The organism is Novosphingobium sp. 18050 (genome assembly GCF_902706195.1).
Classification (GTDB): domain Bacteria; phylum Pseudomonadota; class Alphaproteobacteria; order Sphingomonadales; family Sphingomonadaceae; genus Novosphingobium.
The window spans coordinates 20205-39537 of sequence record NZ_CACSJO010000024.1 but is presented as its reverse complement, the minus strand read 5'-3'; the positions used below and the strand labels follow the sequence as shown (position 1 = coordinate 39537).

At 65.6% G+C, this 19333-nt stretch carries 14 protein-coding genes; 9 read left to right on the top strand and 5 right to left on the bottom strand.

The features are described from left to right. The 6 genes from GVL61_RS19365 to GVL61_RS19340 all read left to right on the top strand — a co-directional run bounded on the left by GVL61_RS19365 (window position 1) and on the right by GVL61_RS19340 (window position 10282). On the top strand, window positions 1-927 hold the full coding sequence (locus tag GVL61_RS19365) for a Gfo/Idh/MocA family protein (protein ID WP_159982302.1): 927 nt from the start codon (window positions 1-3) through the stop codon (window positions 925-927). Between the two features lie 23 nt (window positions 928-950). Beyond that, window positions 951-2528, top strand: a complete 1578-nt coding sequence (locus GVL61_RS19360) for an alpha-N-arabinofuranosidase (protein ID WP_159982301.1) — start codon at window positions 951-953, stop codon at window positions 2526-2528. Next, window positions 2525-3517 carry an arabinan endo-1,5-alpha-L-arabinosidase gene (locus GVL61_RS19355; protein WP_159982300.1) on the top strand — a complete coding sequence of 331 codons (993 nt, stop codon included), beginning with the start codon at window positions 2525-2527 and terminating at the stop codon, window positions 3515-3517. The genes GVL61_RS19360 and GVL61_RS19355 overlap by 4 nt, the downstream gene beginning before the upstream one ends. A 113-nt stretch (window positions 3518-3630) precedes the next feature. Next, window positions 3631-5061: a family 43 glycosylhydrolase gene (locus tag GVL61_RS19350; protein WP_159982299.1), complete on the top strand. Its 1431-nt coding sequence runs from the start codon at window positions 3631-3633 to the stop codon at window positions 5059-5061. 189 nt (window positions 5062-5250) lie between these two features. Next, window positions 5251-8079, top strand: a complete 2829-nt coding sequence (locus tag GVL61_RS19345; protein WP_159982298.1) for a TonB-dependent receptor — start codon at window positions 5251-5253, stop codon at window positions 8077-8079. Window positions 8080-8230: 151 nt separating this feature from the next. Then, window positions 8231-10282: a glycosyl hydrolase family 65 protein gene (locus tag GVL61_RS19340; protein WP_235037804.1), complete on the top strand. Its 2052-nt coding sequence runs from the start codon at window positions 8231-8233 to the stop codon at window positions 10280-10282. A 38-nt stretch (window positions 10283-10320) separates the two neighbouring features. Here GVL61_RS19340 and GVL61_RS19335 read toward each other — a convergent pair whose 3' ends face one another. Beyond that, window positions 10321-11205, bottom strand: a complete 885-nt coding sequence (locus tag GVL61_RS19335; RefSeq protein WP_159982296.1) for a Rossmann-like and DUF2520 domain-containing protein — start codon at window positions 11203-11205, stop codon at window positions 10321-10323. A gap of 59 nt (window positions 11206-11264) precedes the next feature. Beyond that, the gene (locus tag GVL61_RS19330) at window positions 11265-11855 is read right to left on the bottom strand and encodes a TetR/AcrR family transcriptional regulator (RefSeq protein ID WP_159982295.1); all 591 of its coding nucleotides are present in this window, start codon (window positions 11853-11855) and stop codon (window positions 11265-11267) included. Between the two features lie 74 nt (window positions 11856-11929). Between GVL61_RS19330 and bdcA the strand changes: the two genes are divergently transcribed. Continuing rightward, the gene (bdcA, locus tag GVL61_RS19325; protein WP_159982294.1) at window positions 11930-12643 is read left to right on the top strand and encodes an SDR family oxidoreductase; all 714 of its coding nucleotides are present in this window, start codon (window positions 11930-11932) and stop codon (window positions 12641-12643) included. A gap of 9 nt (window positions 12644-12652) precedes the next feature. Here bdcA and GVL61_RS19320 read toward each other — a convergent pair whose 3' ends face one another. The 3 genes from GVL61_RS19320 to GVL61_RS19310 are packed head-to-tail and all read right to left on the bottom strand — an operon-like array spanning window position 12653 to window position 17197. Further along, window positions 12653-14044 (bottom strand): efflux transporter outer membrane subunit, encoded by a 1392-nt coding sequence (locus tag GVL61_RS19320; protein ID WP_159982293.1) that lies wholly within the window; start codon window positions 14042-14044, stop codon window positions 12653-12655. A 2-nt stretch (window positions 14045-14046) separates the two neighbouring features. Beyond that, a complete protein-coding gene (locus GVL61_RS19315; RefSeq protein WP_159982292.1) occupies window positions 14047-15996 on the bottom strand; it encodes a MacB family efflux pump subunit in 1950 nt (649 codons plus the stop codon). Window positions 15997-16003: 7 nt separating this feature from the next. Further along, on the bottom strand, window positions 16004-17197 hold the full coding sequence (locus GVL61_RS19310) for an efflux RND transporter periplasmic adaptor subunit (RefSeq protein WP_159982291.1): 1194 nt from the start codon (window positions 17195-17197) through the stop codon (window positions 16004-16006). Between the two features lie 103 nt (window positions 17198-17300). On the opposite strand from GVL61_RS19310, the gene GVL61_RS19305 reads away from it, so the two are divergent. After that, window positions 17301-18017 (top strand): response regulator transcription factor, encoded by a 717-nt coding sequence (locus GVL61_RS19305; protein ID WP_159982290.1) that lies wholly within the window; start codon window positions 17301-17303, stop codon window positions 18015-18017. Then, window positions 18017-19330: a cell wall metabolism sensor histidine kinase WalK gene (locus tag GVL61_RS19300; RefSeq protein ID WP_159982289.1), complete on the top strand. Its 1314-nt coding sequence runs from the start codon at window positions 18017-18019 to the stop codon at window positions 19328-19330. Before GVL61_RS19305 ends, GVL61_RS19300 begins: the two co-directional genes overlap by 1 nt. Window positions 19331-19333 lie beyond the last annotated feature (3 nt).

Sequence of the window (19333 nt, the reverse complement as noted above, 5' to 3'; positions counted from 1 at the left end):
ATGGACCCTATCCGGATCGCGGTGGTGGGCGTGGGCAAGATCGCCCGCGACCAGCACCTGCCGGCTATCGCCGGGAACAAGGCGTTCAGCCTTGCCGCCACGGTCAGCCCGCATGACGCAGGCGTGGAGGGCGTGTCCCACCACAAGAGCCTCGATGAGCTGATCGAAAACGGCCCGGCGGTCGATGCGGTGGCGCTCTGCACGCCGCCGCAGGTTCGCTACGACCTGGCCGTGCAGGCGCTGAACAAGGGCATGCATGTGTTCCTTGAAAAGCCGCCGGGGGCGACGCTGTCCGAATGCGTCGCGCTGTCCAGCCGCGCCGAGAAGGTCGGATCTACGCTGTTCGCGGCCTGGCACTCGCGCTTTGCGGCGGGCGTTGCCCCGGCGCGCGCGTGGCTGGCAGAGCGCCGGATCGAGAGCGTGAAGATCGTCTGGCGCGAAGACGTGCGGGTATGGCATCCGGGTCAGGCATGGATCTGGGAGCCGGGCGGGCTCGGCGTGTTCGATCCGGGCATCAACGCCCTCTCGATCCTGACCCACATCCTGCCGCGCCCGGTCTTCCTGAAGACCGCGACGCTGGAAATCCCCGCCAACCGCGCCGCTCCGATCGCCGCCGATATCCAGTTCTGCGACACGGCGGGCGCCCCGATCCACATGGACCTCGACTGGCGCCAGACCGGCCCGCAGTCCTGGGACATCGTGGTCGAAACCGATGCGGGCACGCTGAAGCTCTCCAATGGCGGCGCCGTGCTTACTCTGCCGACCGGCGCCGAGCATAGCGAGGACCTGGAGTACCCGGGCCTTTACGCACGCTTCGCCAACCTCATCCGGGGCGGGCGCAGCGATGTCGATATAGCGCCATTGCGGCTTGTCGCCGACGCTTTCCTGCGCGGCAATCGCCAGACCGTCGAAGCATTCCACGATTGATTTTCCCTGGGAGGGGACACACCATGATGAAAGCATTTAGCCGCACGACACTGGCCCTGCTGCTGGGCGCAACCGCGCTCACCGGCCCATTGGCTTCGACCGCGCAGGCCGATACGGGCGGCCAGCCGACCACAGCGACGATCGAGGCGGATAAGCCCGGCCCGGTCTACCACAAGGAAATCTTCACCCAGTTCGCCGAGCACCTCGGCACGGGTATTTATGGCGGCCTGTGGGTCGGCAAGAACAGCAAGATCCCCAACACCAACGGCTTCCGCAACGACGTGGTGCAGGCCCTGCGCGACCTGTCGGTGCCGGTGATCCGCTGGCCCGGCGGCTGCTTCGCCGACGAGTACAACTGGCGTGAAGGCATCGGCCCGCAGAACAAGCGCCCGGTCAAGATCAACACGCACTGGGGCGGCGTTACCGAACCGAACACCGTGGGCACGCACGAATTCTTCGAGCTGATCCGCCAAGTTGGCGCCGAGGCATACGTCGCCGGCAACGTCGGCAACGGCACCCCGCGCGAGATGGCGGAATGGGTGGAATACATGACCTCGCCCGCCGGCAGCCTTGCTGACGAGCGTGCGAAGAACGGCCACAAGGCGCCCTGGAAGGTCGAGTTCTTCGGCGTCGGCAACGAGCTGTGGGGCTGCGGCGGTAACATGCGTCCCGAATTCGCAGCGGACGAGACGCGCCGCTACGCGACCTTCATCAAGGCACCCGCCGGCACCAAGATCCAGAAGATCGCCGCCGGCGCCAACGTCGACGACTACACCTGGACCGACACGATGATGCGTGTCGCCGCAGGCCAGCTCGACGGCGTTTCGCTGCACTACTACGTCCACCCCGCCGGTGGCTGGCCGCCGCGCGCACCTGCCGTCGCATTCGACGAGCATGGCTGGGCCGATGCGCTGAACGGCGCGCGCAAGATGGACGAGCTGATCACCAAGCACAGCGCCATCATGGACAAGTACGACCCCGAAAAGCGGGTCTTCCTGGCCGTGGACGAATGGGGTTCGTGGTACGCACAGGACGAGGGCACGCACCCCGGATTCCTGCGCCAGCAGAACACCTTGCGCGATGCGCTGATCGCCTCGATCCACCTCGACATCTTCGCCAAGCACGCCGACCGCGTGCGCATGACCGCCATCGCGCAGATGGTGAACGTGCTTCAGGCGATGATCTTCGCGGACGGTGACAAGATGGTGCTGACGCCGACCTATCACGTCTTCGAGATGTACAAGCCGTGGCAGGATGCCACCGTGCTGCCGATCGAGATCAAGTCCCCCTGGTACGCCAAGGACGAGTTCACGATGCCGGCGGTGAGCGGCTCGGCGGTGAAGGCGAAGGACGGCACGATCCACGTCGGCCTCTCCAACCTTGACCCCAACCAGCCGAATACAGTGACGATCAAGCTGGACGGCATGAACGCTTCGGCGGTGACGGGGCGTATCCTCACGGCCTCGGCGATCAATTCGCACAACACCTTCGACGCGCCCGAAGTGGTCAAGCCTGCGGCCTTCACCGGCGCCAGCGTGCAGGGCGGCCAGCTTGTCGTGACGCTGCCGGCCAAGTCGGTCGTCGTGCTCGAACTGAAATGAAGGGCTGGATTCTCGCTCTTGCCGCGCTGGGACTTCCCGGCGCGGCGCCTGCTCAGGATGCGGGCAAGTCGCTGAATTCGCAGCTTTCGGGTGATCTGACGGTGCATGATCCGGTCATCATCCGCGAGGGTGACACGTATTACGTGTTCAGCACCGTGGGCAAATATATCGGCATCAAGACCTCGAAGGACCTTAAGACCTGGGCCGACGCGGGTTCGGTCTTCGCTGAAATGCCGGCGTGGACCAAGGAGGCCGTGCCTGGCACCGAAGGCATCTGGGCGCCCGACATTTCCTTCGTGAACGGTGAATACCGGCTCTATTATTCGGTCTCGACCTTCGGCTCGAACCGTTCCGCCATCGGCCTCGCCACCAGCCCTGTGCTGGGCGCGAAGGCGAAGTGGAAGGACAAGGGCCTAGTCGTGATGTCCACGAAGGAGGACGATTTCAACGCGATCGATCCGAACTTCGTGGTCGATGCGCAGGGCCGCCAGTGGCTATCGCTGGGCAGTTTCTGGAGCGGCCTGAAGCTGTTCCCGCTCGATGCGAAGACTGGCAAGGTCGCCCCCGGGACTGAGCCTTATTCGATCGCGCGCCGCCTTGCTCCGGCAGGCGGACCCGCTCCGGTTGAGGCGCCGTTCATCATTCCGCACGGCGGCTGGTATTACCTGCTGGCGTCCTACGACTACTGCTGCAAGGGCGTGAACAGCACCTACTACACTGTGGTCGGCCGCGCGAAAAAGGTCACCGGGCCGTACCTCGGCAAGGATGGCAGCGAGATGATGCAGGGCGGCGGCACGATCTTCCTGCGTGCCGATCTGCAGGAGCAGCAGCGCTTCCGGGGACCGGGCCATGCCGGTGCTTTCACCGACAAGGACGGCACGAGTTACGTCGTCTACCACGCTTACGACAAGCAGGCCGACGGTGCGCCTACCTTGCGCATTGCGCCGATCCGCTGGGAAGCTGACGGCTGGCCTACGGCTGAATACTGAACCCACCTGACGGCGCCCCGGCCGGGTTTTGGCCTGGCCGGGGCGTCCTTTTTGGTCTGACCCGAACAACACCTAAAGATACTCAACCACACAAGAACACCGGAGAGGACGACATGACGATGCTTCTTTCGCGCCGCGCTTTCGCGGCCGCCACCTCGCTGCTTCCGCTCGCCTGCACGGCCCCCGGCAAGACCGCTTTGAACGCCCCGGCGGCCCCGTCCGCACCGGTGCCGAGCAACCCGCTGGTGCGCCAGCGCGCCGATACGCAGATATTCCTGCACACCGATGGCTGGTACTATCTGATGGGCTCCGTGCCCGAGTACGACCGCCTTGCCCTGCGCCGCGCAAAGACGCTGGCCGGCCTTGCCACCGCCGAGGAGCGGGTCCTGTGGCGCCATGAAGCGAGCGGTCCGATGTCGGGCTTCCTCTGGGCGCCCGAACTGCATTTCGTCGACGGGCGCTGGATCGTCTATTTCGCAGCCGGTCCCAGCGGCGGCGGCGAGGACGTGTTCCGCATCCGCACCTTTGCCGTGGTCTGTGATGGACCCGATCCGATGACCGGCAACTGGTCCGTGCTCGGCCAGTTCAAGGCGCCGTGGGACAGCTTCAACCTCGACTCCACGATCTTCACGCACCGCGGCGTGCGCTACTTCTCGTGGGCGCAGCGCGAGGCGGGGATCGACACCAATTCCAACGTCTACATCGCGCCCATGAAGGACGCGCTGACACTGGCGGCGGCGCCTGCGCGCCTGACGGTGCCGACGTTGGACTGGGAAGTGCGCGGCTACAAGGTCAACGAAGGGTCCGCCTTCATCGTCCACGATGGCCGCCTGTTCATGACCTATTCCGCCAGCGCCACCGACGCGCGGTACTGCATGGGCCTGCTGACGATCGACGAGAACGCGAACCTGATGGACCCGCGCGCCTGGACCAAGTCGCAGGAGCCGGTCTTCGTCACCTGCCGCGAAACTTCAGTCTACGGGCCGGGCCACAACAGCTTCACCGTGGACGAAAAGGGCAACCCCATCCTCGTCTACCACGGCCGCGATTACGAGGCGATCGAGGGCGATCCGCTCTACAACCCGGACCGTCATACCCGCATACAGCGTCTGTATTTCGACGCGGCCGGCAATCCCGACTTCGGCGTCCCTGTCGGCAACGGCCCTCTGCCTGAGCGCTTCGCGCCTGCCGTTCGGCGCGGCGTCAACCTCGCGCATGACGGCGACCGTCTCATCCTCGGCAATGCGCCGCTCGCGCAGACCCAGTTCCGCTCGCTGCCTGCTGGTGACGGCACCGTGCAAATCTCGCCGATTCTCAAGCGGGATCACGTTCTTGTCGCCGCAGCCGATGGTTCAGTGACCCTGGCCCCCGCTGCCGCGACAGGCGGCGCACCGGGCGCCGATCGCTTCCGCCGCGAAGAAGGCAAGGGCGGCGCCGTCTGTTTCGTATCACAGGCGTTTGCGGGCAAGGCCCTCGCACATTCCTCAGACAACGTACGACTCGCCCGCACCGCCGATCCGGCCAGCGCATGGCTGCCGGGCTGACTGTTAAATCCACTGAACCGCCCGGAATCGCGACGTTCCGGGTGGTCGTGCGGCTGATCGGCCACACCTGCGACGGCTTTTTGAAAGGCGCTGTGCTTTTTCACTTGCAACCCATTAGTCCGACTAATAACTAGTCCGAGTAATTTGCGGGGCATGGTATCGGCCAGCCCCAACTGGGAGGGTTGATATATGGCGCTCAAGCCATTTGCATTCTGCACTGTATCCGTTTTCGCTCTGGCTCTGTCGGGCATCTCCCATGCACAGGAAGTTGCTCCTCAGGAGGCTGTCGGAGACGGCTCTGCGACGGCAGAAGACATCATCGTTACCGGCGTACGTGCTTCGATCGTGGGCGCCATCAATGCCCGTAAGGACAATGTCCAGATCGTCGACTCGATCGTGGCCGAAGACGTAGGCAAGCTGCCCGACAACAACGTCGTCGAGGCGCTGCAGCGCGTCACCGGCATCCAGGTCACCGACCGTGCCGGCGGTGAAGCCGCGACGATCACGATCCGCGGCCTGACCGATCCGCTGACCACGCTGAACGGCCGCAACATCTTCACCGCTGCGGGCACTTCGTTCGCGCTGCAGGATATCTCGGCGAACCTCGTCAAGAAGATCGACGTCTACAAGACCCGCTCTGCCGACCAGATCGAGACCGGTCTTGCCGGCCAGATCGACGTGCAGACCCGGCGTCCGTTCGACTTCGACGGCTTTACGGTTTCGGGTCTCGTGCGCGGTGTCTACAGCGAACTGGCCGACAAGGCGAACCCCAATGGCGCGCTGCTCGTCAGCGATCGCTGGGAAACCGGCATCGGCGACATCGGCTTCCTGGTGAACGCCAGCTACACCAAGGCCCAGTTCCGCAACCAGAACCTTCAGGCCGGCGCCATGGTGCCGTTCGCCACTGAAAACCCCACTGCCGGCAGCGGCCTGACCCCGCTTGAGCGCATCTTCCCGGGCGACCGCAACCAGAACTGGACGCCGGGTCTCGATGCCGGCCTGCCTACCGCGCCCGGCTCCACGCTGAACATCAACGGCGTCGATACGCCGTACTACCTGTCGCGCGATGCGGTCATCGCCTCGGACCTTTACGGCGAGCGTAAGCGCCGCGCCATCAACGCTGCGTTGCAGTGGGCGCCGAATGACCGTTCGGTCTACACGGCAGAGGTCTTCTACACCGGCTTCCGCGGCAAGACCTTCAACAGCCTGAACTTTAGCTTCGTCGACTGGTGGGGTGACCTTGGGGACAACCCCGGTTCGACCTTCGAACTGTACGACGGCACCAACATCATCAAGTCGCGTCAGGCTGGCTCCGTCGCCGGCTTCAACAGCGGCGACACCGCCACCAACAAGACCGACAGCTACGTCTACGCCTTCAACGCGAAGTGGGACGTGGGTGATCGCGGCAAGATCACGGCCGATATCGCCTATCAGGACAGCAAGAACGAGACTTCGTTCTTCGCCATCCGCACCGACCGCGGCCCGCTCGACATCGACGTCGATTTCAACGCCGGCGGCGGCCTGCCCTCCTACAGCTTTGGCAACCAGGGCGTCCTGACCGACGCTTCGGCGTGGACAGTGGGGAACCTGTTCGACAGCGGCACCAAGAACACCGGCAGCGCGCTGACCGTGATGCTCGACGGCGAGCATGAGTGGGACGAAGGCTTCCTGCGCCGCATCAAGGCGGGCTTCCGCTACGATGATCGCAAGGCCGACAACTACGTGCGCGATCAGGGCGCGGGCGGTCTGGGCATCACCCTCGACCAGTTCAGCCAGGGCACCCCGTTCACCAACAGCGGCTTCTTCGATGGCCGCGCGGACATTCCGACCAGCTGGGTGCTGGCCGACCCGCGCAGCATGGACAGGGACGCGGTTCGCACTCTGTACCAGTCGGTCAATTCGGGCCTGCTGCTCTCCGACCAGCTGACTTTCGGCCACGTTTTCGGCATCGGCGAGATCAACACCGCAGCTTACATCATGGCCGACGGCGAGATCGAGCTGTTCGGACGTCCGCTGCAGCTGCAGGCAGGCGTGCGCTATGTGTCGATCGATACCGATTACGACTACTTCGATCGCGGTAACAACTTCGCCCGCACCACGGTTTCGACCGGGTCGTCGAAGTTCCTGCCCTCGTTCACCGCGCGCTACGGCATCACCGACAACCTGCGCATCCGTTTCAACTACGGCGAGACGCTGCGCCGTCCGGCCTTCGGCGACCTGAACCCTAACGTCTCGCTCACGGGTGACCTGTCGCGCATCGGCTTCGGCTCCGGCAGCGCGGGTAACGCAAACCTGGGTGCGACGCATTCGAAGAACATCGACGTGGCCGTTGAATGGTACTTCGAGCGCAACAGCGCGATCTACGCGACGGCCTTCCGCCGCGAGATCAGCGGTCTGGTCGTTCCTCTGACTGCGCGGGAGATTATCCCGAACAACTACCTGCCGCGTAATGAGACCTACACCGAGATCTTCAACATCACCCGTCCGGTGAATGCTTCGGACGGCGTGCTGAAGGGTGTGGAACTGGGCCTGACCTACTTCCCGACCTATCTGCCCGGTCCGCTGAACGGCCTTGGCTTCACCGGCAGCGCCACGATCCTCGACTCCGAGCAGACCATTCCGGTCGTAGACACGAACGGCGCGATCACCGGCTCCACCAAGTCCGCCTTCTTCGGCGTGTCGAAGCTCTCGTACAACGCCACGCTCGCCTACGACAGCGGCCCGATCGGTGCCCGCCTGTCCTATGTGTGGCGCAAGGGCTTCCTCCAGAGCAACGAGGGCCGCTCCTTCGCGAACCCGATCGGCTTCTGGCGCGCGCCTGAAAAGAGCCTCGACCTGCAGCTGACCCTCAACGTCAACAAGGACATCGGCATCACCTTCGACGCGGTGAACCTCACCAAGGCGAAGCAGCAGAACTACTACAAGTTCGGCGATGTCGGTAATCCGCAGCAGTTCAACTCCAGCACGCTGCTGATCGACCGCACGTTCGCGGTGGGTGTGCGCTTCAAGTTCGACTGATCGGGGCAGGCTGCGGCGTTATTGCCATTCCGTCGCAGCTCTCCCCACGGGCGGCCGTTCTTTCCGGGGTTCCTTCCTCTCCCAACATCCCCGGGGGGCCGGCCGCCCCACTTACTGCCGCTCACCTGAAGGGGTAACGATGCGCGGAAAAATGCGGAAATTTCTTGCCGTCGCGGCGCTTCTTGCAACGGCGGCCAGCCCGCCCATGCCCGCGTCTGAAAAATCCACCGCAGCGGCAAAGCCCGCCGCGCTCGATATCCCCGCCATTGCCAGGGCGCGTTATGGTAACGACGCCGCCTGGTATGAGGGCCGCATCCCCTTCTTCGAATCCGCCGATGCGAAGATCGATGCGGTTTACTACTACCGCTGGGGCCTGTTCCGCGCACACCAGCGCGATCTTGGTGCGCAAGGGTATGTCACCACCGAATTCGCTGACGATGTCGACTGGCAGCGCGAACCTTACGCGAGCCTCAATGACGCCAGCGGTTTCCACATTGCCGAAGGGCGCTGGCTGAACGACCGGCGCTTCACCGCTGACTACGTCGATTTTATGTACGAGGGCGGCAACGACCGCCATTTCACCGATCACATGGCGGACTCGGTCTGGGGCCGATATCTTGTCGACGGTGACCGCGATGCGCTGCTCGCTCATCTGAAGACGATGCGCCACATCTACCGTCTGTGGGACGAGAAGTTCGACTTCGACAAGGGGCTCTACTTCGTCGAGCCGCTGCTGGATGCGACCGAGTATACTGTCTCCTCGATCGATGCATCGGGCGGCAAGGATGGCTTCCGGGGCGGGGATTCGTTCCGCCCTTCGGTCAACAGCTACATGTTCGCCAACGCCCGCGCTCTGTCGCGCATGGCGCAGATGGCTGGCGATACGGCGATGGCGAAGGAATATACCGCCCGCGCCGAGGCTCTGCGCACCCGCGTTCTGGCGGACCTGTGGAACCCGGCGCTGGGCCATTTCACCGACCGCCACCAGATCACCAACGAGCACGTCAAATACTGGGACCCGATCCGCAACCGCGAACTGGTCGGCTACCTGCCGTGGATGTTCGACCTTGTCCCGGACGAGGCGAAGTATTCGAAGGCGTGGAACCACCTGCTCGATGCGCAGTCGCTTGCCGGCAAGGCCGGGATGCGCACGGTGGAGAAGAATTACGAATACTACATGCGGCAGTACCGCTATCTGGGCGATGCGCGCGAATGCCAGTGGAACGGTCCGATCTGGCCCTACCAGACCACGCAGGTCCTGACCGGCATGGCCAACCTGCTCGACCACTACGACGAGCGCGGCTCTGTCACCCGCAGTGACTGGATGCAGCAGCTTCGCCTCTACACCCAGATGCATTATCAGGGCACCGGCGCCGACGAGCGCCTGGATCTGGAGGAGGACTACGATCCCGAAACCGGCAAGCCGATCGTCGGGCTAGACCGCAGCCACCACTATTTCCACTCGGGCTACAACGACCTGATCCTGTCCGGCGTAGTCGGAATCCGCCCCCGCGCGGACGACGTGCTGGAAGTGAAGCCGCTGCTCCCCGCCGCCGGCGATCCGCAAGCGCTGGCCTGGTTTCGGGCCGAGCGAGTGCCCTATCACGGCCACGAAGTCTCTGTGACGTGGGATGTGGACGGCGCGCATTACGGCCGGGGCAAGGGCCTCGCCATCGAGGTGGACGGCCGCGAAGTCGCCCGCCGCGCCGATCTCGGGCGCCTGGAAGTAGCGGTGCCGCGCAAGGCCAATGCGCCCATCGTGCGCGAGGTGAACCTTGCGGTGCAACTGGTGCGCAGCGGCTTCCCGAAGCCGAGCGCCTCGTCCGGCACCGATGCGGAGAAGCTGCACGACGCCGTCGACGGCCGCGCGTGGTTCTACCCGGAACTGCCCAACGGTTGGGATTCGGCCGTTTCGTCGAAGCCGCAGTGGTATGCACTGGACTTCGGCAAGATGGTCACGCTGGGGCGCGCCGAACTGGCCTTCTTCGCCGACGGCAAGCAGTTCGCGGCGCCGCGCAACGTCACGGTAGAAGCATGGCGCGACGGCCGCTGGAACAAGCTCGGCACACCGGTGGCGGCGCTTGCCAACGGCATCACGCAGGTCCGCTGGCCAACGCTGGGCACCGACCGTATCCGCGTGACCATGACCCCGCAGCCGGGCCGCGCGATCCGACTGGCTGAAGTGAAAGCCTTCGCCCGTTAAAGACGTCGTGGTTTCGATCTGGGCCTTGTTGCAAGCGTTCAGGTCGTGCGAGCCAGAACCTCGCGTATTTGTACAGGGTGTGCTGATGGGTCCTTCCGTGCGAGTTCCTCGACGGTTGCCAGCGCCATGGCGCGATAGGGTGCCAGCATTTGAGGGTAGCCCGCCTCGATCGCTGTGAGATGAGCGCCGACGGTGCCCGCGTCGCCGCGCAGCACCGGCCCTGACAAGGCGCCGATACCGCGTTGGAGCGTATTCTCCAGCGCCGCGCGTACCAGCGGGGCCAGGAGGTCTCCCGGCTTTTCCGCTCCGGCCGCCCGCAAGGCGCCTGATGCTCCTGCGATCAGCGTGACGAGGTGATTGGCCGCGTGGCACAGGGCCGCGTGATAGAGCGTGCGCTGCGCTTCGGCCACGTCGACCGGGACCCCGCCCAGCTTTTCGACAAGCGCATGGGCCCGGGCCACCGCTTCGGCATTCGCGCCGGTGACGGCGAAACTTGCCCCGGCCATGCGGAGCACTTCAAGGTGCGGATCGCCGGTGAAGGTCATGGCCGGATGTATCGCCGCCGTCAGCGCGCCATTGCCGCGCAGGGCGGAAAGGATCGCCGTGCCGCTGCTGCCGCTGACGTGGAAGACGAGGGGGGCGTGGTCCAGCTGCCCGGCCTCAGCCAGCGCTTCAACAACAGCCGCGATCGCATCGTCCGCCACCGCAATCACGGCGATATCGCAGGCCTGCACAAGCGCGGTGAGGCTGTCCGCTGCCGTGCCTTGACCGATCTGTGTGGTCGCCTCGTCCACTGCCGCGCGTGTGCGGCCCCAGAACATCGGCGGCGCGGCGTCTTGTTTGCCAAGGGCCAGTGCCATGGCGCGTGCCACCCTGCCTGTGCCGATTATGCCGATCTGCCGGAGGGGGGAGGGGTGTATCATGCGGGCCGTTTAACGCCTCGATCCGGTTTGCACTATCGCAGCGTTAATCGGGCCCATAGTTAATCACCCAGTTCCGCCGCGATCCCCATCAAGGCAATGCGGGCGACGCGGGACAGTCGTTCTTCGTCCCAGCCTTCCCGAGCGGCGGCGGACATGCCGGACATCGTGGCGATCACCATGTCCGTCACGCCGTCTGCCGCATCGGGGTGCGACTGCATCAGAAAACCGCGAATAGCGGTGCGCGGGTGCTGGGCGGCAGTGCGAGCCAACTGGCAGATTTCGGCATCTGTGGAGGAGCGCGCGGCCTCCAGTACGAGGCACCCGCGCCGCCCCGGATCGGCGGCGTAGTCGCGGGCTGACCCCAATAGCAACTGCGCCAGAGCATCGATGGGCGGGCGGCCGGGTACGAAAAGGTCCTCGATTGGGGTGGCCGCCGAACTGTAGCGCTGGAGGACACGCTCGAAGAAGGCAGCCTTGCTGCCGAAGGCGGCGTAGAAGCTGGGCGGCTTGATGCCCAGGGCGCTGGTCAGCGCGGCAAGGCCGACGCCGTCGTAGCCCTTTTCGTGGAACAGCGCCTCACCTGTCGCCAGCGCCTGCTCGGTATCGAAGCCGCGCGGCCTGCCCCTTCCCGATATTAAATTAGCAGTCACTACAAAATACCTCTTGAACACCCTTTTGGCGAGATATATGTAGCGGTCACTCAATATTTATCAAGGAATGTGACATGGCAGGAATCGCAGGCAAGAAGGCACTTGTGATCGGCGGCAGCCGAGGCATTGGTGCGGCTATCGTAAAGAGACTGGCGGCTGACGGCGCGCAAGTCGATTTCACTTATGCAGGCTCTCAGCAAGCCGCCGAGGTTCTGGCGCAGGAGACCGGGACCACGGCGATCCGTTCGGACGCTGCCGATCGCGATGGCCTGATAAAGACTGTGCGCGATGCCGGACCGGCCGATATCCTGGTGTTCAACGCGGGCCTGCTGGTGGCTGGTGACCCGCTGGAACTGGATGCCGACGCGGTCGACCGCATGATCGACGTGAACGTACGCGCGCCCTACCATGCCGCCGTCGAGGCGGCGCGGACCATGCCTGAAGGCGGGCGCATCGTGTTCATCGGCTCGGTCAACGGCGACAGCATGCCGTTCCCCGGCCTTGCCGCCTATGCGATGACGAAGTCGGCCTTGCAGGGCGTGGTGCGCGGGCTTGCGCGTGATTTCGGTCCGCGCGAAATCACGGTCAACGTCGTCCAGCCCGGACCGACCGACACCGAAATGAATCCCGCCGACGGCCCCATGGCCGAACTGATGCACAGCGTCATGGCCATCAAGCGCCACGGCACCGGCGCGGAAGTTGCGAGCTTTGTTTCGTATCTTGTGAGCGCGGATGCGCGCGGCATCACCGGCGCCATGCACACCATCGACGGCGGCTTCGGCGCCTGACTGGCGCCTTCAGGAGGCGGGGGTCGCCGTACCCCCGCCCAGCGCCTGATAGACCTGCACTTGGGCAGTCAGCTGGTTGTAGCGGTTCTGTAGCAGGCTGCTGCGCGCGCTGCGCAAGCGTTCCTGCGCGTCCAGCCACAGGCGCAGGGTTATGAGGCCATTGCGGTACTGGCGCTCGTACAGGGCCTCGGCGTCCTTGGCGGCGGTGTAGTTGGCGTCCAGGAACCGGGCCTGTGCGATGAACTGGTCGCGAGCGGAAAGGCTGATCTGGGTATCGCGCAGGGCGTCGTAGAAGGTCTGGCGGAAGGCCTGGACGGCGATGTCGTAATCCGTGCGGGCGACGCCGGTGGCGAGGCGCACCTTGACCGGGTTCAGTTCCGGCAACGACAGCGCCGCGCCGAGGCTGGCGGCGGGGTTGCTGAAGAACGTGAGCAGCGAGGAACTGGCCGTTCCCAGCGCCCCGGTCAGGCTGAAGCCGGGGTAGTAGCTTGCCGTGGTGGCATCGCTGGTCGCCAGCGTTCCGCGCACGCGCAGTTCGGCGGCGGCAAGGTCGGGCCGGCGCGCAAGCAGCGAGGCGGGCACGCCTGCGTCGATGGCGGGCAGGGCGCTTTGGGGCAGGACACGCAGTTCCTCGCCGTCGTAACCCTGCCGATCCAGCAACGCGGCGAGGGCTTTCAGCGCCTCGACGCGGGCCTGCACCAGCTGCGTCTGCGCGGCTTCCTGCGATGCGACCGACTGCTGCGCATCGCGCAGTTCCACGCGGGATACGGCGCCGGCGTCATACTGGCGCTGCACCAGTTCCAGCGCGCGCTTGACATAGGCGATGCTCTGGTCGCCCAGCGCGATCTGCTCGTTGGCATAGCCCAGCTGCCACCAGGCCTGCACAGCGGTGCTGATAAGCGAAAGCCGCGTTCCGGCCAGATCCTGCGCGGTGGCCTGCGCTTCCCAGCGCGCCGCGTCTGCCTGCGCGTCGAGCTTGCCGAAAAGGTCGATCTCCCACGAGGCGCCCAGCGAACCGGTGCTGCCTTTGGTCCACGATGCGCCGCCCTCCAGCGGCTTCGAGGCGTTGGAGGACAGCCCCGCCGTGAAACTGGGGAGCAATGCCTGCCGCGCCAGATCGGACGACAGGCGCGCGCGTTTCAGGCGAAGGCCGGCCGCGGCAAGGTCGGCGTTGGTCGCCAGCACCTGCTCCACCAGCGAGGTGAGGGCGGGATCGGCAAATTCGTTCCACCACGGCCCGCCTGCGCGGGCGGGATCGCCGACCGGAGCGGCGTCCCATCCGGCCGCGACCGGGACCGAAGGCGCGGCGTAATGCGAGCGGGTCACGCCCGCGCAGCCGGCGGTCAGGGGAAGCAGTGCAAGCACGGCGAGCAGCTGCGGAGAAGGGAAGGGCCTATGCACGCTTAATCTCTCGAAAGGGCGTCGACCGGGTCGAGCCGGGCTGCGCGGCGCGCGGGTAGGAAGCCGAAAACGATGCCGATCATCGTGGAGCACACGAAGGCGGCAACGATCGAAGTGGTCGAGTAGGACAGGGTTATCGGGGCGCTCGCAAGGTAGAACACGACGCCCACCGAAAGTGACAGCAGCACCCCGATCACGCCGCCGATCAGGCATACCAGAATCGCCTCGATCAGGAACTGCTGGAGAATGTCCGACTGGCGCGCGCCGACGGCCATGCGCACGCCGATTTCGGCGGTGCGCTCGGTGACCGAGACGAGCATGATGTTCATCACCCCGATACCGCCCACGATCAGCGAAATCACCGCGATCGCGGCCACCAGCAGCGTCATCGTCTGGGTGGCGCTGGTGATCGTGGCGCGGATGTCGTCGGAGTTGCTGATGAAGAAGTCGACCGTGCCGTGGCGCTGGGTCAGAAGCTGCGTCACCGCCGCCTCCGCCGCCGAGGTGGGGGTATTGTCGGCGATGCGCACGGTGATGTTCGATACGTAGGATTGGCCCAGCATCCGGCTCATCACCGTGGTGTAGGGCACGTAAGCGGTCAGGCTGTCGCTGCCGCCGAAGCCCTGCTGCTGGGTGCCCACGACGCCGACGATGCGCACGGGCACCTTGCTCAGCAGGACGACCTTGCCCAGCGGGTCTTCGCCGTCCGGGAACAGGGTTTTCACGGTGTTCTCGTCGACAACGGCGTCCTGCTCGAGGCGGCGCACGCTTTGCTGGTCGAACAGGCTGCCTGACACCAGCTTCAAACCACGCACGCGGAAGTAGTCTGCGCCGACGCCGCTGACGCTCGCCGTAGCGGCGACGTTGCGGTAGCGGGCGGTGACGCTGGAGGAGACGCTGGGGGTCACACTGTCGATGTACGAAAGCTGCGAGAGCGCGTCGGCGTCGGTGTCCTTGAGCGTCTGGATCTTGCCCGATCGCATGTCGCCGAAGCTCTTGCCGGGGAAGACGGTGAGGGTGCTGGTGCCCAGCCCCGAGATGTCCGAGAGGATCTGCTCCTGCGACCCCTTGCCCAGCGCCACCACGGATACGACCGAGGCGATGCCGATGATGATGCCCAGCATCGTCAGGAAAGTGCGCAGCTTGTGCGCGGACATCGCCAGCACCGCCATGCGGAAGGCTTCCCGAAACCGGTCGGCAAGCTGCTGGAAGCCGCTGGTGCCCTGGACCGGCGGGGGCAGGGTGGCAGCCTGCCTGGCCTCGCCCTTGCGGCGGTCGTCGATGATCTCGCCGTCGTGGATCTCGATGATCCGGTCGGCGTGTTCGGCGACGTGCATGTCGTGGGTGACGATGATGACCGTGTGACCTTCGGCATGGAGTTCGCCGAGGATAGCCATGACCTCGACGCCGCTGGCGCTGTCGAGCGCGCCGGTCGGCTCGTCCGCGAAGATCACCTCGCCGCCGTTCATCAATGCGCGCGCGATCGAGACGCGCTGTTGCTGGCCGCCCGAAAGCTGGCCGGGCCGGTGCTTGGTGCGCTCACCCAGGCCGAGGCGGGCGAGCAGTTGCCCGGCCCGGTCCGCCCGCTCGCCGCGCGGCTTGCCGGCATAAACTGCCGGAACTTCCACATTGCCGAGCGCGGAAAGGTCGGTGAGCAGGTGGTAGCGCTGGAAGATGAAGCCGAAATGCTCGCGGCGCAGGGCGGCCAGTTCGTCCGGCTCCAGCTTGCCGGTGTCGCGCCCGCTGACCCGGTACGATCCGGAGGTCGGCCGGTCGAGGCAGCCCAGAATATTCATCAGCGTCGACTTGCCCGAACCGGACTGGCCGACGATGGCGACCATCTCGCCCGCCTGGATCGTCAGGTCGATGTCCTTGAGCGCGGCGAAGACACCGTCACCCGAAGGATATTCACGCCGGACTTTCGACAGCGACAGGAGCGGCGTGGTGGTCATCGCCGCCTCAGAAACCCGGTGGGCCCATGCGGCGGCCGCTCGATGCGGTTGCCGCGCTGGCCTCTCCGACCACCACGTTCTCGCCTTCCTTGAGGCCGGAGACGACCTCGACATTGACGTTGTTGTTGAGCCCGATCCTGATCTGGCGGTTCTCGATCAGGCCTTCCCCGGTCTTCACGCGCACCGTGTAGCTTCCGTTCTTGTCCTTGGCGCCGAGCGCTGTGGCCGGGATGGACAGGGCATTGGCCCGGCGGTCCAGCACGATGGAGACCTTGGCGGTCATCAGCGCGCGCAGGCGGCCGTCGTTGTTGGGGACTTCGAACAGGGCGTTGTAGTAGATCGCCGTGGAGGTGCTGCTGGTCGAGGAGCTGCTCGAACTGGTGCTGACTTCGTCGACGATGGATTCGGGCGCCGGTTCGATCAGGCGCAGCCTGGCTTCATAGCGCTTGTCCGGGTCGCCCAGGATGGTGAAATAGACCGGCAGGCCGGGCTTTACGTTGATGACGTCGGCCTCGGACACTTCGGCCTTGATCGTCATCACATCCAGCTTGGCGAGGACGACGATGGTCGGTGCCGACTGGTTGGCGTTGACCGTCTGCCCCTGCTTGCTGACCACGGCGACGACCACTCCGTCCATCGGCGCGGTTATCTTGGTATAGCCCAGTTGTACCTGCGCGGTATCGACGCTGACCCCGGCCGCACGGATCTGCGCCTGCAGCGCATCGTAGCTGGCCTGCGCGGATTGCAGAGTTGCGCGTGCCGCCTCGAAGTCCTGCTGCGAGGTCGCCTCGCCAGATCCCAGGGCCTGCTGGCGGCGGAAGGCGAGTTGGGCTTGCGCCAGGGTAGCCTTTGCGCCGGCAAGCTGGGCCTGCGTGTTGGCGAGATTGGCCTTTGCCGTCTCCAGGCTGTTGGTCTGGGTGCGCGGATCGATCAGGCCGATGAGGTCGCCCTGACGCACCACGTCGCCTACCGCGACGTTGAGCTGGTCCAGCCGGCCGCCGACCTGCGCGCCCACGCTGACCAGTTCCTTGGGCTCAAGCGTGCCGGTCGCCTCGACCGTATGCTCGATCGCGCCGCGCACGACCTTGGCGGTCGCGACATTGGGCTCGGCCGGCCCCGACAGGAACAGCTTCCACACGAGGAGGAGAATACACGCGCCCAGAATGGCGCCACCGATCACGATGCGACGAGTGGTGAACATGGGCTCCGGTATGGCTTGTGGCTGGTGAGTTGTGGGTAAAGACTTCGACAGGGATTTGTAAAGTTTTCGTAAGGGTAAGCAGGCTTCGGCTGACAACGGCGCGATGCTGGGCCATCAAGGCTTGGTGGACGAGGATTCCAAACGCATCCTGCTGATCGACGACGATCACGAACTGGGCGCCATGCTCGGCGAATATCTCGAAAGCGAAGGCTTCCGCGTCGAGATCGTCTCCGATGGCGGGCGGGGGCTGGCGCGCGCGCTTTCGGGTGAGCATGACGCGGTGGTGCTGGATATCATGCTGCCTCGCCTCAACGGAATCGATCTGCTGCGTGCCCTGCGGGAAAGCAATCAGGTGCCGGTCATCATGCTCTCCGCCCGCGGCGACGAGGTGGACAAGGTGATAGGGCTGGAGCTGGGCGCGGACGATTACGTCGCCAAGCCCTGCTATCCGCGGGAGCTGGTCGCCCGGTTGCGCGCCAACCTGCGCCGCCAGCAGCCGGTGGCCGCCCTGCAGCCCGCAACGATCGCGATGGGCGGGCTGGAAGTGCAGGTCGCCGCGCGCAAGGCGCAGTGGCAAGGCGCGGCCGTGGAATTGACCGCGTCCGAATTCAACATCCTGCTGGTGCTGGCCCGAGCCGGCGAGGCGGTAGCAACCAAGGACGAGATTTCGTTGCGGGGTCTTGGCCGTGCGCGCCAGACTTATGACCGCAGTGTTGACGTCCACGTCAGCAACCTGCGCCAAAAGCTGGAATCGGTCTCACGCGGCGCGGCCAACGTGGAGACGGTGCGCGGCGTCGGCTACCGGCTGGGGGTCCGCTGATGAGCCTCCGGATCGGGCGGCTGTTGGCCGGACGGCGGCTGTTCTGGAAGATCCTGCTGGCGTTCCTTGTCACCTTCGTGGTGATGACGCAGGCGGTCTGGCTGCTCTTCGCGCTGCGCGGAGACCGCGAACCGCCGGAATTCCTGATGACCCGCCATATCGGCCCGCCGGTGCTGGAGGCGGCTGTGCAGGCAGTCGCGGGCGGCGGCCCGGGGCGCTACCGAGCGATGTTGCCGAACCTGCCCGAGGATTCGCGCCGCCGCCTGGAACTCGTCGCCGACGGCGCGACCCCGGCGCGACCCGGCGAAGGGTACGCTGTGCTGGAGCGGCGGGTGAGTGACCCGGCGGGGGCGCGTTATCTCCTGCGCTTTCGCTATCACCGCGATGATTCGCCCGGGCTGCTCAACGTCCCGCGCGAACTCGTGGTGACGGGCTTGCTGGCGGGACTGCTCTTCAGCGGGCTTCTCGCTTGGTATCTGCTGGCCCCGATCAACCACCTGCGGCGCGGGTTCGAACGCCTTGCCCGCGGCGAACTGGCAACGCGGGTTTCACCCGCGATCGGCGCGCGGCGGGACGAAGTGGCGGACCTTGCCCATGAATTCGACCGCACGGCGCGGCTGATCGAGCAGTTGGTGCAGGGCCGCGACCGGCTGCTCCACGACGTTTCGCATGAATTGCGCTCCCCGCTGGCGCGGCTGCAATTGGCGATCGCGCTGGCGCGGCAGAGCCCGGCGCGGATCGAAAGCGCGATGGACCGGATGGAGCGCGAGGTCGAGCGGCTGGACGGGCTAGTCGGCGAACTGCTCATGCTGGCCCGCGCCGAGAACGAGCAGGACCCCGGCGACGACTACTTCGACCTTGTCGGCGTGGCGGCCAGCGTTATTGCCGATGCCCGCTATGAAGCGCAGCCGGGGGCTGTCGAGATCGCCTTCGATGCGCCGGGCGAAGAGGAAGAGGGGCGCCCGCCGGTGCGCGGCAGTTCTGAGCTGATGCGCCGGGCGATAGAGAACGTTGTGCGCAATGCGCTGCGCTTTTCCCCGCCGGGAGGGCGGATCGAGGTCCGCTGCGCGTACCTGGCCGGTGAAGGCGCATTTCGCCTGTCGGTCGTCGACGAAGGACCGGGCGTGCCGCCGGATCTGATCGACACCCTGTTCGAACCGTTCGTGCGAGGACAGACGGATGGCCAGGGTCTGGGCCTTGGTCTTGCGATCGCGTCACGCGCGGTTGCCGCACACAGGGGCCGCTTAGTCGCGGCCAATGTGCCTGGGCAGGGGCTCAGGGTCGAGTTTGAAATCCCCGCCAAAGCTCCATGACAG